Source organism: Nocardia thraciensis (assembly GCF_054782435.1).
In genome coordinates, this window is record NZ_BAAGSM010000029.1 from 69,291 (window position 1) to 87,980 (window position 18,690).

The 18,690-nt window shown below is 70.6% G+C and carries 20 protein-coding genes; 2 read left to right on the forward strand and 18 right to left on the reverse strand.

Annotated elements, in window-relative coordinates:
• Positions 1 to 5: 5 nt before the first annotated feature.
• The 7 genes from ACYVLQ_RS20005 to ACYVLQ_RS20035 are packed head-to-tail and all read right to left on the reverse strand — an operon-like array spanning position 6 to position 6,787.
• Positions 6 to 1,211, reverse strand: a complete 1,206-nt coding sequence (locus tag ACYVLQ_RS20005; RefSeq protein WP_460699025.1) for an AI-2E family transporter — start codon at positions 1,209 to 1,211, stop codon at positions 6 to 8.
• 53 nt (positions 1,212 to 1,264) lie between these two features.
• Positions 1,265 to 2,500 (reverse strand): cytochrome P450 family protein, encoded by a 1,236-nt coding sequence (locus ACYVLQ_RS20010; protein ID WP_460699026.1) that lies wholly within the window; start codon positions 2,498 to 2,500, stop codon positions 1,265 to 1,267.
• On the reverse strand, positions 2,497 to 3,795 hold the full coding sequence (locus ACYVLQ_RS20015; protein ID WP_460699027.1) for a cytochrome P450 family protein: 1,299 nt from the start codon (positions 3,793 to 3,795) through the stop codon (positions 2,497 to 2,499). Before ACYVLQ_RS20015 ends, ACYVLQ_RS20010 begins: the two co-directional genes overlap by 4 nt.
• Positions 3,792 to 4,376 carry a GTP-binding protein gene (locus ACYVLQ_RS20020; protein ID WP_460699060.1) on the reverse strand — a complete coding sequence of 195 codons (585 nt, stop codon included), beginning with the start codon at positions 4,374 to 4,376 and terminating at the stop codon, positions 3,792 to 3,794. Before ACYVLQ_RS20020 ends, ACYVLQ_RS20015 begins: the two co-directional genes overlap by 4 nt.
• Positions 4,377 to 4,404: 28 nt before the next feature.
• The gene (locus ACYVLQ_RS20025) at positions 4,405 to 4,797 is read right to left on the reverse strand and encodes a DUF742 domain-containing protein (RefSeq protein WP_460699028.1); all 393 of its coding nucleotides are present in this window, start codon (positions 4,795 to 4,797) and stop codon (positions 4,405 to 4,407) included.
• Positions 4,794 to 5,204: a roadblock/LC7 domain-containing protein gene (locus tag ACYVLQ_RS20030; RefSeq protein ID WP_460699029.1), complete on the reverse strand. Its 411-nt coding sequence runs from the start codon at positions 5,202 to 5,204 to the stop codon at positions 4,794 to 4,796. Before ACYVLQ_RS20030 ends, ACYVLQ_RS20025 begins: the two co-directional genes overlap by 4 nt.
• Positions 5,201 to 6,787 carry a sensor histidine kinase gene (locus tag ACYVLQ_RS20035; RefSeq protein ID WP_460699030.1) on the reverse strand — a complete coding sequence of 529 codons (1,587 nt, stop codon included), beginning with the start codon at positions 6,785 to 6,787 and terminating at the stop codon, positions 5,201 to 5,203. Before ACYVLQ_RS20035 ends, ACYVLQ_RS20030 begins: the two co-directional genes overlap by 4 nt.
• Before the next feature lie 381 nt (positions 6,788 to 7,168).
• Between ACYVLQ_RS20035 and ACYVLQ_RS20040 the strand changes: the two genes are divergently transcribed.
• The gene (locus ACYVLQ_RS20040; RefSeq protein WP_460699031.1) at positions 7,169 to 7,384 is read left to right on the forward strand and encodes a hypothetical protein; all 216 of its coding nucleotides are present in this window, start codon (positions 7,169 to 7,171) and stop codon (positions 7,382 to 7,384) included.
• Between the two features lie 10 nt (positions 7,385 to 7,394).
• On the opposite strand, the gene ACYVLQ_RS20045 is transcribed toward ACYVLQ_RS20040, so the two are convergent.
• The 7 genes from ACYVLQ_RS20045 to ACYVLQ_RS20075 form a co-directional block, all read right to left on the reverse strand.
• On the reverse strand, positions 7,395 to 8,564 hold the full coding sequence (locus ACYVLQ_RS20045) for a hypothetical protein (protein ID WP_460699032.1): 1,170 nt from the start codon (positions 8,562 to 8,564) through the stop codon (positions 7,395 to 7,397).
• Positions 8,565 to 8,572: 8 nt separating this feature from the next.
• On the reverse strand, positions 8,573 to 9,331 hold the full coding sequence (locus tag ACYVLQ_RS20050; RefSeq protein WP_460699033.1) for a MerR family transcriptional regulator: 759 nt from the start codon (positions 9,329 to 9,331) through the stop codon (positions 8,573 to 8,575).
• 96 nt (positions 9,332 to 9,427) lie between these two features.
• Positions 9,428 to 10,948 carry a flavin-containing monooxygenase gene (locus ACYVLQ_RS20055; protein WP_460699034.1) on the reverse strand — a complete coding sequence of 507 codons (1,521 nt, stop codon included), beginning with the start codon at positions 10,946 to 10,948 and terminating at the stop codon, positions 9,428 to 9,430.
• Positions 10,945 to 11,865: a ferritin-like domain-containing protein gene (locus ACYVLQ_RS20060; protein WP_460699035.1), complete on the reverse strand. Its 921-nt coding sequence runs from the start codon at positions 11,863 to 11,865 to the stop codon at positions 10,945 to 10,947. Before ACYVLQ_RS20060 ends, ACYVLQ_RS20055 begins: the two co-directional genes overlap by 4 nt.
• A gap of 1 nt (position 11,866) precedes the next feature.
• Positions 11,867 to 12,787 carry an SDR family NAD(P)-dependent oxidoreductase gene (locus ACYVLQ_RS20065; protein ID WP_460699036.1) on the reverse strand — a complete coding sequence of 307 codons (921 nt, stop codon included), beginning with the start codon at positions 12,785 to 12,787 and terminating at the stop codon, positions 11,867 to 11,869.
• Positions 12,788 to 12,789: 2 nt separating this feature from the next.
• On the reverse strand, positions 12,790 to 13,785 hold the full coding sequence (locus ACYVLQ_RS20070; protein ID WP_460699037.1) for an alpha/beta hydrolase: 996 nt from the start codon (positions 13,783 to 13,785) through the stop codon (positions 12,790 to 12,792).
• A gap of 46 nt (positions 13,786 to 13,831) precedes the next feature.
• Positions 13,832 to 14,197, reverse strand: a complete 366-nt coding sequence (locus ACYVLQ_RS20075) for a hypothetical protein (RefSeq protein ID WP_460699038.1) — start codon at positions 14,195 to 14,197, stop codon at positions 13,832 to 13,834.
• 661 nt (positions 14,198 to 14,858) lie between these two features.
• On the opposite strand from ACYVLQ_RS20075, the gene ACYVLQ_RS20080 reads away from it, so the two are divergent.
• A complete protein-coding gene (locus tag ACYVLQ_RS20080) occupies positions 14,859 to 15,101 on the forward strand; it encodes a hypothetical protein (RefSeq protein WP_460699039.1) in 243 nt (80 codons plus the stop codon).
• A 6-nt stretch (positions 15,102 to 15,107) separates the two neighbouring features.
• Here ACYVLQ_RS20080 and ACYVLQ_RS20085 read toward each other — a convergent pair whose 3' ends face one another.
• From ACYVLQ_RS20085 to ACYVLQ_RS20100, 4 genes are all read right to left on the reverse strand, one after another.
• Positions 15,108 to 16,613: an alpha/beta hydrolase gene (locus ACYVLQ_RS20085; protein WP_460699040.1), complete on the reverse strand. Its 1,506-nt coding sequence runs from the start codon at positions 16,611 to 16,613 to the stop codon at positions 15,108 to 15,110.
• A gap of 485 nt (positions 16,614 to 17,098) precedes the next feature.
• The gene (locus ACYVLQ_RS20090; protein WP_460699041.1) at positions 17,099 to 17,530 is read right to left on the reverse strand and encodes a pyridoxamine 5'-phosphate oxidase family protein; all 432 of its coding nucleotides are present in this window, start codon (positions 17,528 to 17,530) and stop codon (positions 17,099 to 17,101) included.
• A 47-nt stretch (positions 17,531 to 17,577) separates the two neighbouring features.
• The gene (locus ACYVLQ_RS20095) at positions 17,578 to 18,435 is read right to left on the reverse strand and encodes an alpha/beta fold hydrolase (RefSeq protein WP_460699042.1); all 858 of its coding nucleotides are present in this window, start codon (positions 18,433 to 18,435) and stop codon (positions 17,578 to 17,580) included.
• A gap of 112 nt (positions 18,436 to 18,547) precedes the next feature.
• Positions 18,548 to 18,682, reverse strand: a complete 135-nt coding sequence (locus ACYVLQ_RS20100; RefSeq protein ID WP_460699043.1) for a hypothetical protein — start codon at positions 18,680 to 18,682, stop codon at positions 18,548 to 18,550.
• Positions 18,683 to 18,690 lie beyond the last annotated feature (8 nt).

Genomic DNA, 18,690 nt, shown 5'->3' on the forward strand with positions numbered 1-18,690 from the left:
GTGCCCTACTCCGTACTCGCGGCGCCCGCGTCCTGCACCGTCTCCTCCGGCGCCGTCTCGTCCGCTGGCGATTCGTCCGCCGCCTCGGCCGCGGGCGTGGCGAGCACATCCATCTGCTCGCCCACGTACCGGAGCACCACCGCGCCCACCGCGGCGACGGGCACCGCCAGGAACGCCCCGACGATCCCGTACAGCGAGCCACCGGCGGTGACGGCGAGCAGCACGACGACGGCGTGCAACTTCATGCTGCGGCTCTGCAGGACCGGCTGCAGCACATTGCCTTCCAGCTGCTGCACCGCGATGATGATGCCGAGCACGATCAGCGCCGTGGTGACGCCGTTGGCGACCAGCGCGACCAGCACCGCCAGCGCACCCGCGACGAAGGCGCCGACCATCGGGATGAAGCCGCCGATGAAGGTGATCACCGCGAGCACCATCGCCAGCGGCACATGCAGGATGAACAGTCCCGCGCCGATGAACACGGCGTCGATCAGGCTCACCAGCGCCTGGGTCCGGATGAAGCCGCCGAGCGTCGCCCAGACCCGGTTCAGCACCTCCTCGAAGTGCCGCCCGCTGCGATTGCCGAACATGGCGTGCAGCCACGGCAGGAGCTTCGGGCCGTCCTTGATGAAGAAGAACGACAGCACCAGGACCAGCAGCATCGTGATGATCGCCGAGGTCGCCGCGCTGACCCCGGTGAATACGCCGCTCGCGATCCGCTCCGAGCTGGACTGCAGCCGGGACACGATCGCGTCCACGCCCGAATTCAGTTGCTCGTCACCGATTCTCAGCGGCGGCCCCTGCAGCCAGTCGCGCACCTTGTGCACGCCGTCGGTCGACCGGTCGGCCAGCTCCGGCGCCTGGTCCACCACCGAGGGCACGATCAGCGCCACGACACCGGCGAACAGCGCGAGGAAGCCGAGCACCGTCACCGCCGCGGCCGCGGCGGGTGGAAAACCGTGCCGGGTCAAAAGGCGCGTGGGCGGCCACAGCACCGTGGCGACCACGATCGCCAGCAGCACCGGCAGCACCACCACCCACAGCTTCGCCAGGAGAATCTGCAGCACCCAGCCGCCCGCCGCGATCGCGACGACGCACACCGCCCATTTCGCGAGCCAGAGCGTGCCCCGCCCGATCAACGTCCCCCGATCCGGGGGCGGCGGAGCACCCGTGTCGTTCGCACCGGCGGCAGAATCAGCAAGCCCACTCACGCCGGCAAGTCTGTCACGAATCGCCCGTACGGGACGGGATCACGGACCGTGACTCAGCTCAATGTCGCGGGGAAGGCCGCAATGTCGTTCTGGGTGAGCACCGGGAGATTGGCGAGATCTCCCGCCGGGACCGCGAGGCGCAGCTCGGGAAAGCGTGCGAACAGGGCCGGGAGGGCGACCGCCGCCTCCAGGCGGGCCAGTGCGGCGCCGGGGCAGACGTGCGGACCGTAGCCGAAGGAGATGTTGCGGCCCGCGGTCGGGCGGGTGGCGTCGAAGTCGTCGGCGTCGGGGCCGTGCACCGCGGTGTCGCGGCCGATCGCGCGGTAGGACATCACGACCCCTTCGCCCTTCTCGATCACGATGTCACCCACGGCGATGTCCTCGGTGGCGAACCGCATCAGCAGGTGGATCACCGGGCCGTCCCAGCGCAGCGTCTCCTCGATCACCTGCTTCCACTCGATCTCGCCGCGGCGGACCGCATCGAACTGCCCGGGATGGGTCAACAGGGCCCGCACCGCGCACAGCAGGAGGCTGACGGTGGTCTCGTGCCCGGCCGCGACCAGCGCCTTCAGGTTCCCCGTCACCTCCTCCTCGGTCAGCGGCTCGCCGCCCTCGTCGGCCTGGATGAGCGCGGTGGTGAGGTCGTCGGCGGGCGACCCGGCGCGCAACCGGGCCGTCTTCTCCCGCACCATGTCGCGGTAGTACACGTCCAAGTCCGCGATCACCCGCAGCCGCTCGTCCTGCGGGGTCAGCACGGAGAAGAACTTCTTGTACGACTCCAGCAGCATCGGGTGGTCGGACCGCGGCACCCCCATCAGCTCGCTGATCACCCGCATGGGCAACGGATACGCGAACACCGCCTTCAGGTCCACGGTTTCGCCCCCGGCGCCCGCGGCGGCCAGGTCGTCGAGCAGTTCCGCGGTGAACCGTTCGATCATCGGCCGCAGCGCCTCGAGCCGCCGCGGGGTGAGCGCCTGGGTGGTCTTGATCCGTAACCGCCGATGCTCGGCTCCGTCGACGGTGAACATGGACCGGCCCGCGTCGATCATTCCGATCAGCGGCCACTGCCGGGTCACCGCCCCGGAGGTCCACAGCGACCACGCCTCCAGATCCTTGACCAGCCGCGGGTCGACCAGCAGCCGCCGCGCGAGCGCGTGATCGGTGATGGTCCAGGCGGGCACCCCGAGCAGCTCGATCCGCGTGACCGGGCCGCTGTCGCGCAGGTGCGCGGTCTCCCCGGCGAGATCGCCGATCATCGGATCCACGACAAGTGGGCACTGCGACTTCACCGGCTACCTCCGACCGCGCGAACGGGAGTGAAATGAACTGGGAGAGAGGTCATTCCGCGCAGGAACGGCGACGGCCGCCGCACCAGGTTCGCGGCGGGCACGGCCAGATCGATATCGGGCAGCCGGTCCAGCAGCACCTCGATCCCGGTGCGTGCGATGATCTCGGCGATCTGCTGGGCCGGGAACGGGCACCGGTACTCGCCGTGGCTGAAGGCGAAATGCGCGCTGTTGCCGGTGTGCGCGGGTTCGGCGGCGCCGCCGAGGTGCTGGCGCACGTGCGGATCGGCGTTGGCCGCGGCCAGGCCGAGCAGCAGCAGGTCGCCCGCGCGAATCACCTTGTCCGCCAGACGCGCGTCGCGCGCCGCCCAGCGCCCGGCCAGGATCTGGGTGGGCGTGTCCTCCCAGAGCGCCTCGTTCATGGCCTGCCCGACGCTGCGGCGGCCGCCGCCGAAGGCCGCCGCGAACCGCTCGTCGGTGAGCATCAGCCGCAGCGAGTTCACCAGCCAGTCGGCGGTGGGGAGGTGACCGGCCGCGACGACGGCCTGCAGATCGAGCACGTACTCCTCGTCGGTGAAGGGCTGCGGATGCCGCAGCATCACCGACACCAGGTCCGAGCCCGGCAGCCCCTGCGCGATCGCCGCCTTCTTCGTCGCCACCGTGTGGCGCATCAACTCGTTGAAGCGCTGGAACGCCGCTTGCGCGTCGGCGCCGCCGTCGGCCAGCTTCCTCATCACCCACGCCAGCTCCGGCGCCTCCTCGTCCGGAAAGCCGAGGATCGCGGCCAGCGCGAGAACCGGTAGCGGCTCGGCGAATTCGGCCATCAGGTCGGCCTCGCCGCGGCCGCAGAAGGCATCGATCAGCCGATCGGCCAGGTCCTCGCAGGTGCGCCGGAGCTCGAACGGATCCACCGATTCCAGCGCCGGCTCCACCATGGCCACGTGTCGGCGGTGCTCGCCGCCCGCGGTGAAGTAGATCGAGGGCATGGGCCGTCCCACCATCGGCAGCAGCGGCCAGTCGTCGGGTACCTTCGGCCACTGGTTCCACAGGGCGACGTTGCGCGGGAACAGTTCCGGATCGCTGGTCACCTGGTGCAGTTCGCGGTAGCCGATGACCAGCCAGGCCGGGAAACCGCCGGGCAGTTCCACCGCGACCACCGGGCCGTGCTCGCGGCGCATCTCGGCGTAGAGGTGCTGCGGGTCGGTGTGGAAGCGCGGTCCGCTCAGCGGCACCATCCGGGATTCGGGCGACACCGGGCAGCGGGCGACACCGTCGGGATCGAGGCGGGGCGTGCTCATGGCGCGGTCTCCGGGACGCGGGCGGCGGCATTGCGGGCGGCGGTGTGCAGATGTTCGACCAGGGTGATCAGCACCCGCTTGCACGAACTCCGGGAGCGGGCGTCGCAGTCGAGCAGCGGCACCTGTGGATCGAGGTCCAGGGCCTCGCGGATCTCGTTCGGATGGTACGAGGGGCCGCCGAAGTCGTTGCACGCCACCACGAATCGAGTGCCCTGGTGCTCCAGCCGGTCGATGGCATACCAGCAGTCGGTGATGCGACGCGGGTCGACCAGCACGATGGCGCCGAGCGCGCCGCCGAACAGGCGGTCCCAGAGGAACCAGAACCGCTCCTGGCCCGGCGCGCCGAACAGGTACAGCACATTCTCGGCGTCGAGGGTGATGCGCCCGAAGTCGAAGGCCACCGTGGTGGTCGACTTGCCCGGCGCGCCGACCGGATCGTCCACGCCGACACCGATATTCGTCATCGTCGCCTCGGTGTCGAGGGGGCGGATCTCGCTGACCGAGCGCACCATCGTCGTCTTCCCGACGCCGAACCCGCCCACGATGACGATCTTCAGCCCCTGGCTGATCGTGCTGTCCAGCGGCGCGTCGGCCCGTGCGGGTGGCTGATCAAAGCTGACGGAGTCCAACGAGCACCTTCTCCAAAGTGGCGGCGTCTGTTACCGAAACCCATGTGTCACCGGAATACGCTGTGTCACCGCGGTTCCCGGCCGCACCCGTATGCGGATGCCGCACGGTGATCCGGCCCGCGTGCAGCAGGTCGGCCAGCAGCACGGTCGCGATGCCGACCGGCACCCGTAGCTCCGCGGCGATCTCGACCACGGCGGTCGGCGCGCGGCACATATCGAGGATGGCCACCAGCTCCGACTGCATTCCCGGGGTCGGATCGCATTCGCTGACGACGAGGGTGACCAGGTCGAACGCGTCCGAATCGGGCTTGGCGCGGCCGCCGGTCAGCGTGTACAGGCGGTCCGGGCTCTCGTCCCGGACCGATCTGCTCACGGCGTTCCCCGGCCGCGCGGGGCGGCCGCGAGATACTCGCCCAGCTGCTCCACCAGCTCGCGCATGTTGTGCCCGACCAGCCCGGCGTCGGCCTCCTCGGCGGCGATGACGGCGATGTGCGCGCCCATCCCGGCCTCGACGATGAACAGGATGCCGCCATAGAACTCGGTCATGGACTGCCGCACGCCGCTGCGCGCCGAACCGAATTCGACGGACGCGCCGTGCGACAGGCTCTGTATTCCGGCGGCGATGGCGGCCAGCTGATCGGCCCGGTCGACCGACAGCTCCTGGGTGTGGCAGATCTTGAGCCCGTCGCTGGACAGCAGCAGGGCGTGCCGGGTCTGCGGGGTGCGGGTCAGCAGTTTCTCGAGCAGCCAGCCCAGCTGCGCGGGCGCGGACGTTGTCATCGATCGTTCTCCACTCCGCCAGCGGGAGCGTTCCCCGACCCGACCGGCTCGGTTGTCTGTTGCACGACTGTCTTCTCCGCGGCCACCGACTGCTCGGAAAAATGTGGTGCGGCAGCGGTCTCGGGCTGCTCGTCCCCCGGGTTGCGCCCGGTGACGGCACGCTGGAAGGCGCCCATCGCCGACGCCGCCGGTCGCGAGACCGTCGGTGTGGGCGTGGCGCTGGCGGGCGCCGCGTCGTTCGCGGCGGGCACGCCCTCGGGGTGCACGGCGGCGAGCGTGCTGCCGCGGCGGCGCTTTGGCAGCCGCGACTCCATGATCGCGGGCGCGCCCCGGTGCCGCCCCACCCTGATGTCCGCCGCCGCGGCGCCGGAGGCCGCGGCGCCGACGGAGAACGCCTCGTTGTCCGAATTCGCCACCGGCAGTTCGCGAGTCTCGGTGGCAGGGGTGGTGATCGAGGCGGGCGGCCCGGCCGCCAGCGTCCGATCCGAGGTCCGATCGACTCCGTCGGCGCGCGTGATCAGGTCCCGCGGCACGATCACCACCACGGCGGTGCCGCCGATGGCCGAGGGCCGGTAGGACACCGTGAGGCCGTGCTTGCGCGCCAGATGCCCGACCACCGCGAGTCCGAACCGGGTTCCGGTCAGCGACGAAAGGTCCACTCCCCCGCGGCTTTCGGCGTCGGCGCCGGAGACGGCCCGCTCGGCGCGGCGCAGCGCCGATTCGCTCATCACCAGGCCGCTGTCCTCGATCGTGATCACCGCACCGGCCGGGACCTCGGCGGCGTAGACGTGCACCTCGGTCGTCGGCGGCGAGAAGTTGCACGCGTTGTCGAGCAGTTCCGCCAGCGCGTGCATCACGCCCTCGGCGGCGTGCCCCGCGACGCCGACACCGGCGACGGCCCGCAGCCGCACCCGCTGATATCCGGCCACGCGGCCCATCGCGCCGCGCAGAATCGATTCCATGGCAATGGGTTTCGCCCAGCGGCGGCCGGTCCGGGCGCCGCTGAGCACCGCGATGCTGTCGGCCAGCCGTCCCGCCTGGGCGGTGCGGTGGTCCAGCTGGAGCAGATCGGCGAGCACACGCGAGTCCGCGTGCCGGTGCTCCATCTCGCGCAGTTCGGCCAGCATGCCGGTGGTCATCGCCTGCATGCGACCGGCGGCCCCGGCGAAGGCGGACAGCGCGGCCACCCGCCGCCCCTCGCTGCGCTGCTGTTCGTGCGCGTGCCGCGCGACCGCCTCGTCGGCGGCGGCGATGCGGGCCGCGGCCTCGGCGGCCGCCGCCGCGCTCGCCTCGTCGGCACGCGCGGCCGCCTCCCGATACCGTCCGGCTTGCGCGCGCTGGTACACGGCCGCGGTGACCGCGGCGCACAGCACCACCGCCACGACGGCCAGGCCGCTGGCCAGCGGGATTCTGAACTCCTCGGGCGCGCTGCGCACCGCGGCGGCCGCGGCGGCCCCGGTCACGAGCACGCAGGCCGCCAGCGCCCAGTAGCTGGAGCGAGCGCTCCGATCGGGAGCCGCACCGGATGCCGCGTCGAGCCCTGTATCGGACTCCGCACCAGCCGACTTCACTGTGTCCGCCAACTCCCGCACCTCACGCCCCAACCAACAGGGAGGATTACCGGCCCGTCGTCACCGGAGGTCATCAAACGTCCAGGTAGACAGGCATTTTCGAAACTCGGGCACGAGCTTAACCGCCCGGGTCCGTCGCCGCCACCCGAGCGCCACGCCGGTACGAGAACTCCCATGTGAGCGAAACCCTAACAAGTGCTTGGTGTTTGGCGGCTATGCCGGATTCGACCGAAACTGCCGGGTGACGCCGGAACGTCCGCCCGCTACACTGAAGTTTGCTCGAAAGATGCTGGACGCAATAGTGCGGACGCAACGAGACCTACCGCAACACCTCACAGCACGACGATTTCGCGACAACGACCCCGCAACGACGACCTGGTGATGTGGCGGCAAATGGCCGAAATACCCAACACAGTCCATGTGCAGATGCGGTTCCCGCAGGGCGGTGCGGTGCTCAACTACCGCGCCTCCCCGTCGATCGCGGCCCGCGTCGCCACCGAACTCGCTCGCCACGGCATCGACGTGCACATCGATGACAATGTCACCGAAGCGCTCGCCGACCTGCCGAACGCCGAGCTGTGGTCCGCCACGCCCCACATCCAGCAGTGAGGCGGACCATTCACCGCCCCGCGGTTCCCACCAGCTCGTTCGGGATCCCGGGCAGCGTGGCCGCGGCCTCGACCGTACGAGCGACCAGATCGACCCGGATCACCCTGCGGGTCGTGGAGTCGCAGACGTAGGCGTCGGTGCCGCGCACGAACAGCGCCGGGCGCGGCTGCTGCCGCCGCGGCTGTTCCCAGGGCTCGATCACCGCAATGCTCCCCACGACCGCGCCCGCCACCGGATCGATGACGTGGATGCGCCCGTCGGCACCCAGCACCAGCCCCTCGCCGCGCGGGCCGCGCGCCAGCGAGCGGTAGGTGTAGCCGGTCCCCAACTCCACCGGCCGCAGGCTCCCGTCGCGGGTGTCGATCAGCGCGACCTGCTGTGGCCGTTCGGTTTCCGCACCCCGCCGGTAGTCGCCGAGCGCGATCGGCGAGGCGTCCGTGCCCACCAGGGCGCCGATGCGGCCGACCGGCGCGGGCGCCGTGACCTTGGTGATGACGCCGTCGCGGTAGATCAGGGCGCCGTTGTCGCACCCGAGGACCACGGCCTCGCCCCGGACCGTGGCCGCGCCGCGCACGCCCGGGCAGTCCTCGTTGCGGGCGATCTCCCCGCGGTCGGCGTCCAGCACCGCGATACCGGTGCGATGTGCCCCGGCCCCGAGGGTCACCACCAGTCCCCCGGTGGACAGCGGAACGGCCACGCCCTGGTGCCCAGCGGCGGTGCGGTATACCTCGGTCCGCGGGGGTCCGTCCGCGAGCCGCGCCGAATCGAAGATCGTGACCTCGCCGCTGCCGTCGGCGAACAGCGCGACACGCCCGGCGTGCGACACCGCCTCGCCGGGTTCGGCGGCCGGGAAGGCGATCTCGGCCAGCTCCCCGTGCACGGCGTCGAGGACCCGGAAGCCGTCCCGGGTCGACACCATCAGGTGATGGCCGTCGCCGACCTGGAACAGGCGGTCGAATCCCTCCAGCTTCACCTCGTCGGCCAGCGCGAGCGACTCCCCGTCCAGCAGGTAGATCCCGCCGTCGGAGGTGACCGCGATCGGATCGCCGATCGCCGCGTAGTCGGATTCGTGGTCGGACACCGGGCCGTCGGTCCCGCAACCGCTCAGCGCGCCCGCCGAGATCAGCAAGCCGGCCACGGACAGCGTCCGCGCGGCGACGGTGCGAAGCGGGGCGAACACGGGGCGGCTCAGCCGTTGTCGCCGCGCCGCCCCACCGCGGTGGCGAGGTAGGCGCCGAGTTCGTCGTGCAGCACCCGGTCCAGCGCCCGGGCGAGGCTGCGGTGCACGGCCGTGACGCCGAGATCGCGCAGATGATTGATCATGGCGGTGGTCTCGGCGATCTCCGCATCGGTGTCGGGCAGCCAGCCCGGGCCGTGCCGTTCGACGATGTGGTTGCGGGCGGCGGCCACCATCTCGTGCGCGATGTCGTCGAGATGGCCGACCACGGTGGCGTGCAGGTCGGCCACGCCGCGCAGGCCGAAGCCGTAGCCGTGCAGTTCGGCGAACGTCTCCAGCAGCTGCGGTTCGGTGAATTCCACCGTATCCTCGTGCAGGCGAAGCAGATCCAGCTCCGCCAGCCGGTCCAGGAGGTCGGGATCGGCGGCGTCCGCGCCGAGGAAGGTCTCGACCAGTTCGCGCGGAACCTCGACCGCCGCTTCGGCTTTCCCCCAGGTCGCGGTGACCGCGCGCTGTAGTCCGAGGACCTCGGTGAGGTCTTTGCCGGTCTCCCAGCTGGTGATGAAGTCGGCGATGTGGGCGGTGGTGAATCCGCGCTGCAACAGCGTATCGATGATCCGCAGCCGCTCCAGGTGCGAGTCGTCGTAGATCAGCGCGCGGCCGACGCGCCGGACCGGGGGCGGCAGCAGTCCGCGCTCCTGGTAGGCGCGTACGTTGCGACTGGTGGTCCCGGCGGCGCGGGCGAGATCGTCGATACGGTATTCCGTCATCGTCGCCTCGCCCGTCCTTCCCCTGCGCCGGTGTTTCGCCGCGGTGAACACTAGTCCAGCCGAGCCGGTCGAAGGCGACCGGCTCGCTGCGCTGACTCAGCCGAGGGCGGCGACCGTCCGGGCGCCCGAACCCGCGCCCTCGGCCGCGCCCGGCGTCAGGACGAAATCGTCCGGGTCCACCCGGGCCAGCTGCCGGGTGTACTGCGTGCCGAAGCCGGGGTACATGGTCGGGTTGAAGCCGTCCTCGGTGAGGTACCAGCTGCGGCAACCGGAGTTCCACGTGGTGGCCGTCAGCCGCCGCTGCAGCCGCCGGTTGTAGCGGTCCTGCCGATCGCGGCGCACCTCGAGCGACCGCAGCCCGCGGTCCACGACGAGCCCGATCGCCTCGGTGAGGTAGTCGATCTGCGCCTCCATGTAGACCAGCGCCGAGTTGTGCCCGGGGCCCGAGTTCGGCCCGAAAGTGAGGAACAGATTCGGATAGCCCGCGACGGTGACGCTCTTGTACGCGTAGGCGCCACCGGCCCACTCGTCGGCGAGCAGTCGGCCGCCGCGCCCCGCCACCGGGATCGGGGTGCCCTGCTTGGACACCTCGAATCCGGTGGCGAAGACGATGCAGTCGGCGCGGTGCTCGATGCCCTCCGCGGTGCGGATCCCCCGCGGGGCGATGCGGGCGATCGGCCACGTCACCAGGGTGCAGTTCTCGCGCTGCAGCGCCGGGTAGTAGTCGTTGCTCAGCAGCAGCCGCTTGCAGCCCGCCCGGAAGTCGGGCGTCAGCTGGCGGCGCAGCCACGGATCGCGGACCTGGCTGCGCAGATGCATCGTCGCGACCGATTCGACCACCCGGGTCAGCGGCGAGTTCCACACCACCCCGAGCGCCACCGACTCGTGGCCCCAGAACCAGGCCTGCCGGGCCAGGCGCTGGGTGAGCGGCACCTGGCGGTACAGCTGCCGGGTGACGGCGTTGGTGCGCCGGTTCACGCGCGGCAGCACCCAGCCGGGCGTGCGCTGGTACACCTTCACCGACCCGGCCCGCCGGACTAGTTCGGGAATGATCTGCACCGCGCTCGCGCCGGTACCGATCACGGCCACCTTCTTACCGGTGAAGTCGTAGTCGTGATCCCAACGGGCACTGTGGATCTTGTGGCCCTCGTAGTCGTCGATGCCGGGGATGTCGGGGAATCCGGCGTTGGCCAGCGGACCGGCGGCCAGCACCACGGTGCGCGCCTGCACCTTTCGGCGACGACCGGCGAAAGCTACCTCCCACCATCCGTTCGCCTCGTCGTAGACGAGCCCGGTGACGGTGTGGCCGAAGCGGATCCGCGGGCGGATGCCGAACTCGTCCACCATCGATTCGATGTAGCCGAGGATCTCCGCACTGCCGGAATAGGTCTGCGACCATTCGGGGTTGGGCGCGAAGCTGTAGGAGTACAGCCGCGACGGAATATCGCACGCGGCACCGGGATAGGTGTTGTCGCGCCAGGTGCCGCCGACCCGCTCCCCGCGCTCGAAGATCGCATAGTTGCCGACCCCCCGCTGCCGCAACCGGATCGCCGCGCCGATACCGGCGAACCCGGCGCCGATGATCGCCACGTCCAGCGGCTTGTTCGCCGAGTTCATGCGACCGGCTCGTAGGTCAGTTCCTTCGACCACGTCGGCTGCGGCCCCAGGAAGCGGTCCGGGACGCGCGCGGTCAGCTTGACCATGGCGTCGGCGAACAGATGGTAGGGGTGGCGGCGGTTGATCACCCAGCCGCTGTGCATCTTCACGATCCGGTACATCGGCACGCGGTTGGCGATCGGCGTGCGCTCGCCGACGGCCTTGAACCGCCGCATCGCGGCGTAAAGCTTCTCCTCGTCGACGCCCATCTCGACGATGTTGTCACGCATCTTGTTCAGCAGCGGCACATAGCTGAGCACGCCGACGAGGAACGACGGCTTCACCCAGCCGCCTACCAGATCGATGAACAGCTTGCGGGCCGTGGCGTGCCCGAGCAGCTCCATCACCGCGTAATCGGTGGCCAGATGCCGGGATTCGTCGGCGTTGATCTTCTTGAACACCTCCTGCGCCACCGGATCGGCGATCTCGTCGGTGATGAACTTGATCAGCGCGCCGTCCAACGCCACCTCGAGCATCGGGATGACGGTGCCCAGGAACGACAGCGACATCTCGTCGGAGTGCTTGTCCAGGAAGTCGATCACCAGCTTGACGTTGATGTTCGGCTCCGGGATCTCGTCGCCGTCGAGCATCCCCCAGCGGCGCATCAGGGCCAGTTCGGCATTGGCGTGCCGCTGCTCCTCGGCGTGGAAATAGCGGTAGATCTCCTTCAGCGTGTCGGTCGGCGCCTTCTGCGCCATGGCCGCGAAACCGCGGGCGCCGACGTTCTCGATCCACATCAGGTCCGCCATGAACGGCTTCAGCTTGGCGTGCAGATCGGGTTCGATGAGTTCGGCGCCCGGCGCGTCCCAGTCGATATCTGCCAGGGCCCACTGGCGGCCCTTGATTTTGGCCAGCATGCTGTCGAAGTCGAAAGACATGTCAGACTCCTGTCTTCTTCTCTGTGGTGCGATCCGGTCCGGCGCCCGGGGCGTGCGCCGCCGGGTTCTCCTGCGGCAGTAGCCGATTCAGGACGCCGAGACCGTGGGTATAGAGGGTGGGGAAGTGCCGCTTGAGATGCCAGATGACGGTGGCGTCGAGCTGCGGCAGCACGTACAGCCGCCCGCGATCGTGCGCGTCGAGGGTCATCCGGGCGACGTGCTCGGGCGTGAAACCCGTCCAGCGCATGAGGTTCTCGGCCAGGCGCATGGATGTGGCGGTGATCCGGCCGTCGCGCGCGACGTTCGTCCGCACGAACGTCGGGCACAGCACCGTGACCGCGACGCCGCTGCCCGACAGCTCCGCGGCCATCGTCTCCGACAGCGACAGCACCCCGGCCTTGGAGACGTTGTAGGGACCCATGGTGGGCGCGGCGGTGAAACCCGCCGCCGAGGCGACATTGATGATGCCGCCCCCGCCCGCGGCCCGCAGCTGCGGCGCGAACAGCTCGCAGCCGTGCACCACGCCCCACAGATTGATGCCCAGCGCCCACTGCCAGTCGTCGAATCCGATCTCCCCCACCGGTTTTCCACCGATGCCGACCCCGGCGTTGTTGATCACCAGGGTGGGGGCGCGACCGAAGATCAGCTCGGCGTGCAGGGCGAGGCTCTCCACGTCCTCGCGCCGGGAGACGTCGCAGAACACCGCGTGCGCCCGGCGACCGTGTGTGCGGTCGATCAGCGCGACGGTGTCGTCCGCGCGGTCCTTGTCGATATCCGCGCAGATCACCTCGCCGCCGCGGGCGGCCAGCTCGAGGGCGAAGGCGCGCCCGATGCCGCTGCCCGCGCCGGTCACGACGGCCCGTGCGTTGTGCGAGCGGCGCGGCCCGCCCAGCGCGATCCGAAGATTGTCGAGCACCCACATGGTCAGCTCACCCGCTCCCGTGTCGTCGAATCCGCCTGCGCCAGAGCCTGTTCGACGAATGCGGCGGTATGGCGCAGCGCGGCATGGGCCTCCGGCGCCAGCAGCGGCAGCGCCTGGAAGACGTGAATCCGGCCGGGCCACAGTTCGAGTTCGCACCGCGCGCCCGCCGCCGCGGCCATATCCCGCAGCTGCCGGGCATCGCCGGACAGCATCTCCTCCGCGCTCGCCTGCACGAACAGCGGCGGCAGGGCCGCGCCGGACGGGATCGTCAGCCGCAGCCGCGGCGAATCCTCGGGCTGCCCCTCGGTGTACAGCGCGACGAGGCGGCGGCCGACCCGCGCCGGGGCCATGGGGTCCGGGCGGCGCCGATCCTGCTCCTCGGCGAGGGTCAGCGACAGGTCCAGCAGCGGCGAGAACATGAACACCCCGGCGGGCTGCGAGGTCGCGGACCGCAGATTCTCGAGCAGCAGATCCAGGGCCAGGTGCCCACCCGCGGAGTCACCGCCCACCACCAGGTGCTCGGGCCGGTAGCCGTGCGCCAGCAGCCAGCGGTAACCGGCCTCGACATCCGCGGCGGCGGCCGGGAAGCGATGCTCGGGCGCCAGGCGATAGTCGACGAGGAACACCGGCAATCCGGTCTCGCGCGACAACCGCGCGGCCAGCCCCCGATGGGTGCGCGCCGAGCAGACCACATAGCCGCTGCCATGGATGAAGTAGATCGCGCGCTCGCCCTGTTGGACCCCGGGCGCCCGGACCCACTCGCCGCGGACCCCGCCCGAGCGCAGGGTCGTCACGTGCGTGCCCGGTGGCGGCGGTCCGAATGCGGCCATGATGGCGGCGATCAGTCCGCGCCCGGCCCAGATACCCGCACGGTTCTGCGGCAGCAGCGCGTTGAGCTGCCGCAGCCCCACCACCGACGCCGCGGCCGCGATACGGGCCGGGAGCGACGGTGCCGCCGGTACTGCCGAGACGGTCGCCGTTGACCTCGTCTTCGTCATGCCGCCAAGCATCAGTCCATCATGTGCCATTTGTCAATGGCAGAAACTAGCCCTGTCGGAGTTCGTGCACGTAACCGCGGGAAACCGTCGAGGTGAGCACGTCCAGCACTCGCACCACGGCGGAGGCGTCGATAGACCGGCCCGCCCGGACGGGGTCGTCGCCGAGCTGTTCGATCATGGTCGCGATGCTCTCGTGGATGGCGTGCAGCACCGTTTCGATCGGCACCGCGCTGCGCGCGCATTCCGCGGCGGCGTGCTCGAGCCGATCCAGCAAATCGGAGGTCACGGCATCGGATGCGTCGAGCAGCACCAGGGCCAGTTCCAGGCCGATCTGTATCAATGTTCCGGGGTCCTTCGAGGTAGACGGGCGCGGATGCCGACTGTCGTCCTCGTCCGTGTGGTTCCGATCCATGGTGTTTCGCCCTCCCCGAAGGACACAAGCCGCCGATAGTGGTGTCACCGCGCCGAAAGTCGGGCCGCTGCCGACGGTAGGTGGGCGCCGGGACGCCCACGAATCGGCCAGCAAACTTTGGGTAATGAGACCGGTGTCCAGCTCGCCCGTTGGGACGAGTCACAACTCGACAGGCTTCGACCCCACCCAAGCCAGCGGACTCCGGTACCTCCGCTCCGCGCTCGTCGCCCGCAGCTACGGCGGCGTAGCCGTCGATTCCCGTGCGCCACAGCGCGTGTCGAAGGCGTTCCGACGGGAACATTCGTTCAAGACAGGCGATCCGCGAGCGAGCATGGTCGCCGACCCCAAGTGGCGCCCGTCGTCGGTGCGCGACTACGAGATCGTGCCCGGCGCACGGATCGAGACGCTGTCCGGCGTCGGTCACATGCCGATCCTCGAGGCGCCCGGGGCCACGAGTGGGCTGCTGCTGGATTTCGCGGTGAGCTCCGCACACGCGGGCGGCTCGGCGGCGGCTGTCTGCAGGTCCGCCTCTCACCGGTCACGGCCGCCGCCGTCCTGGGCGCGGCCGCCGAACTCAGCGGGAACAGCGTTGGCCTGGAAGTGGTTTGGGCAGCGAGGCCGAACGGCTCCCGGGACCGGCTGCGCGCCGCCTCGTCGTGGGATGACCGGTTCGCGATCGTGGCCGAGACGCTCCGCCCGCACCTGGCCACGCCGGGCGTCGATCCCGAGGTCGCGCCCGTCTGGCGGCGGACCCGCGCTGGTCGCGGCGGCGTGCGGCTACGCCGATCAGTCCCACCTGCACCGCGAGACCAGGGCTCTCGCCGGTATCACGCCTCCGGCCATCGCCGCCGCACCGTGGCTCGCCATCGATCCGGTCGCCTGGCCCGCCTTGTCGCGGGCCTGACCCGGTTCAGTCCGCCGCGCAGAACGTATCGTCGACGGGCATCTTTCCGCCGACCAAGAAGTCCGTAGTCGTCGATTTCGAGCAGGCGTTGTCATGGTTGACGTAGGCGCCGTGGCCGCTCTGGTCGATGCTCACCAGCCGCGCCCGGTCGCCGAACTTCGCCCGCAACAGTTCCGCATTCCGGTGCGGTGTCACCGGATCGCGCAGATTCTGCACGAGCAGCACGTTGCTCGGCCCCGCGGCGTCCACCCGCACCGGCGGCTCGGCCGGTGGACTGTGCCAGAAGGCGCACGGCATGACATTGGCGGCGGCCGCACCATAGAGCGGATACTTCTCCCGGTCCTCGGCGACGGCCCTGCGGTACGGCTCGACGCCCCGCGGCCAGGCGACATCGTTGCACGTCACCGCCATGAACACCGACCATGAGTTATCGATCGTATGCGGTTCCGTCGGACTCGGCGCCGAGCCTCCGCCCGTCAGCGTCCGTTGCACCCCCGCACCGTCGCCGTCGCGCACCGACCGCCAGATGTCCGCCGTCGCGGCGTATTTGCTCGGGCCGTAGAGTCCGAAGTAGGTGATGAACCGGAAGGCGCGGCCGTCGACTTCGGGCATCGGAGCCCGGTCGAGGCGCGCCGCCAGATCGAAGTAGGTGGCGCGCACGGCCTCCGGCGTCCGACCCAGGTGGTAGTCGCCGTCCCGCCGCGCCGCCCAGTCCGCGAAGTCCGGGAACGTGTCCTCGGCGCCGAGGCCGAACCGGCGGATCCCGTCCTGGTCGAGGTGGGTGTCCGCCAGGTTGCTGTCGAGCACGACCCGGTCGGCCCGCTCCGGGAACATCGACGCGTACGCGGCGCCGAGCGCCGAGCCGTAGGAGGCCCCATAGTAGCTGGCCTTCTCCTCGCCGAGCGCCGCCCGGATCCGGTCCAGGTCGCGGGCCATATTCGCCGTCGACACCTCGCGCATCCGGCCCTCCCGGTCGTTCGCCGCGCACCGGTCGGCGACATTCTCGGCGACCCGGGCCCGCTCGGCGACCGCCGCGTCGTCGACGGCATACGGCGGGATATTGCCGGTGTAGGCCATATCCGGGGTGAATCCGCAGCTCACCGGCGCGGAGTAGCCGATGCCCCGGGTGTCCATGCCGATCAGGTCGTAGCTGTCGGTGACCGCGGGCGGCAGCCCGTGCGCGGCGAGGAACGATCCGAACGTCAATCCGGACCCACCCGGCCCGCCCGGATTCAGCAGCAGCACGCCGCGGCGCTCATCCGGGTTCCTGCTCGCCAGTCTGGATATCATGAGGTCGATCGCGGGCCCGTCCGGCGCGGCGTAGTCCAGCGGCACCGACACTGTGGCGCACCGCAATTCGGGCGACTCGGCCGCGACCTTGTCCGGACACGCACCCCATTCCAGCCCCGCCCCGCCGCCGCCCCCGGCCGAAGCCGGTGCGGCGAGCGCACCCGCGAGGACCGTCATCGCGAGCACGACCGATACCCGGCCTGCCCTGTCCTGTCGAACCATTGCGGTCTCCCCGATTTCTGTGTGGGAGGTCGACGACCTCACCTGTGTCGTCGACAGTGCACTCCGTGCCGTAGCGGCACAGTCAACAGTCGGCCCGCACAGGTCAGCGCCGAAGCGTCGCCCGCGGCGATCTCCAGGAAGTTCCGCACCAGGTCGCGCCGATCCGCGACGCCGGCGTCTTCACCGGCACCGGTGCGCCCGATCGCGCCGCGCCGGTCGTCGCCACCCGCGATATCGCCGCGGCAGCCGCGAGCCGGCTGCTCGACCGCTCGTGGACCGGGACGGCGGGGTACCGGTACTGGGCCCGGAGGATCTTTCGCCGAACGACCTGGCGCACATCATGTCCGACGTACTCGGCCGCCCGGTTCGCTATCGGCGGCAGTCGCTGGACGGGTTCGGTGCGGCGCACCCCGCGGACCGCGAGCGCCACCACTTCCGCGAGTGGTGTGCCGAGGTGCTCGCGCCCGCCGTCCGGGCGTGCGGTCTCAGAGGTCGCCGGAGTAGTCCTGGGAGAACCAGCGGTCCGGGCGGATGGTGAACAGCACGGATGTGGTGCCGTCCATCTTGGCGGCGAACTCGCGGCCGCCCTCCGGGCCGAGGTAGCGGACGGCGATGGCCTCCCGCACCTCCCTCGGCGAGGGGGTGGCCGCGTCGACGACGGTGCCCTCGACGATGACGTACTGGTACGGCAGCTCCTCGCGCTGCACCGTCAGCGTCACCACACCGGCCTCGCGGATCAGCCGGGCCTTGCGGCGCTCGGCGCCGGTATTGATCCGGATGTCGCCGCCGGGGGTGTAGTCGTACCAGATCGGGACGGTCGCGGGCGGACGCCCGTCGTTCGCCGCGACCGACAGCACACCGATGCGCTTGCCCGCGAGGAACTCCTGACGTTCGGCCTCCGTGAACGGTTTCGCCATGTCCCCTCGAACGTCCCGGCCGCTGGACTTGTTCCCGCACACCGGTTTCAGCGCCGGACGTGCTTGCGCAGAAACCCTTCCAACGGCGTGCGGACCGCCTGCGCATCGTCGATGAACGGCCAGTGCCCCAGCCCCTCGAGGACGTGGATCTCGGCCTCCGGGAAGTAGTTTCGCTGCCGCTCGGCAAAACGCACCGGGATGTACGGGTCGCCCGCGCCCCAGATCACGCAGACCGGGAGGCCGTCCGCCGCGATGCCCGCGTCCCGCTCCGGGAACGCCCCCGCCGGATCGCGCGACGCGCGGTAGAGCCGCAGCACCGCCCGCTTGTGCCCCCAGTCCGAATAGCCGTCGACGCGATCGACGTAGGACCGGGGCAGCGGGACGGGATTGTCGTGGTTGAGCGCGGCGTGCAGGGCGCGCCGCGTGCTCGCCAGCTGGAACAGTTCGCCGAGCACCGGCAGCTGCCAGATCCGGGCGTACCGGTGCCAGCGGTACCCGTCGAGCACACCGCAGTTGACCAGCGTGAGGCTCGCCGTCCGCTCCGGATGGTCCAGCGCCCACCGCAGCCCCCACGGCCCGCCGAAGTCGTGCAGGACCAGGTGCGCCCGCTCGACACCGAGCCGGTCGAGTAGCCCGCCGAGGTAGCCGGCGTATCCGGCGACACTGTGGTCGAAGGACCGCGGCGGCCGCTCGGCCCGCCCGAAACCAGGCATATCCATGGCGATCACGCGCGCGAATCCCGCGATCCCGGGCGCCAGCTCCGCCCAGTCGTCCATCGGCCCGGGATTGCCGTGCACGAACACCACGGCCTCCCCGGATTCCGCTGGCCCACTGTCGAATACGGCACAACGCAGCCCGCCGATCTCATGCTCGGAGGTCTCGAGCACCGGCACAATTCCAACCATCGGCCCCCTCCGACCGTCGTCAATCCCCAGCTGTGCACATAGTAACCACACCGCCCGCCTACCGGTCGGCAGAGCCCAAAGTTCGCGCACCCCTGGTTCGTTCCCGCACCCGTTACAGCACATGCAGGGGGTGCGAGAACGTGTACGGGGTGCGGGAAGTGGGCGCCGCCTTCAGCTTGGTGCCGTCCACGCGCGGCCTGCCGGTGTCGTCGTAGGCGAGCAGGAGAAAGTCCTCGGCAACCGTCACGCCGCCGA

Bases quoted from the DNA above. Each gene is read 5' to 3' on its own strand.
- ACYVLQ_RS20090 (WP_460699041.1), bottom strand. From the start codon at position 17,530: ATGGCGAAACCGTTCACGGAGGCCGAACGTCAGGAGTTCCTCGCGGGC.
- ACYVLQ_RS20065 (WP_460699036.1), bottom strand. From the start codon at position 12,787: ATGTGGGTGCTCGACAATCTTCGGATCGCGCTGGGCGGGCCGCGCCGC.
- ACYVLQ_RS20075 (WP_460699038.1), bottom strand. From the start codon at position 14,197: ATGGATCGGAACCACACGGACGAGGACGACAGTCGGCATCCGCGCCCG.
- ACYVLQ_RS20040 (WP_460699031.1), top strand. From the start codon at position 7,169: ATGGCCGAAATACCCAACACAGTCCATGTGCAGATGCGGTTCCCGCAG.
- ACYVLQ_RS20015 (WP_460699027.1), bottom strand. From the start codon at position 3,795: ATGAGCACGCCCCGCCTCGATCCCGACGGTGTCGCCCGCTGCCCGGTG.
- ACYVLQ_RS20085 (WP_460699040.1), bottom strand. From the start codon at position 16,613: ATGGTTCGACAGGACAGGGCAGGCCGGGTATCGGTCGTGCTCGCGATG.
- ACYVLQ_RS20070 (WP_460699037.1), bottom strand. From the start codon at position 13,785: ATGACGAAGACGAGGTCAACGGCGACCGTCTCGGCAGTACCGGCGGCA.
- ACYVLQ_RS20095 (WP_460699042.1), bottom strand. From the start codon at position 18,435: ATGGTTGGAATTGTGCCGGTGCTCGAGACCTCCGAGCATGAGATCGGC.
- ACYVLQ_RS20055 (WP_460699034.1), bottom strand. From the start codon at position 10,948: ATGAACTCGGCGAACAAGCCGCTGGACGTGGCGATCATCGGCGCCGGG.
- ACYVLQ_RS20080 (WP_460699039.1), top strand. From the start codon at position 14,859: ATGACCGGTTCGCGATCGTGGCCGAGACGCTCCGCCCGCACCTGGCCA.
- ACYVLQ_RS20060 (WP_460699035.1), bottom strand. From the start codon at position 11,865: ATGTCTTTCGACTTCGACAGCATGCTGGCCAAAATCAAGGGCCGCCAG.
- ACYVLQ_RS20050 (WP_460699033.1), bottom strand. From the start codon at position 9,331: ATGACGGAATACCGTATCGACGATCTCGCCCGCGCCGCCGGGACCACC.
- ACYVLQ_RS20030 (WP_460699029.1), bottom strand. From the start codon at position 5,204: ATGACAACGTCCGCGCCCGCGCAGCTGGGCTGGCTGCTCGAGAAACTG.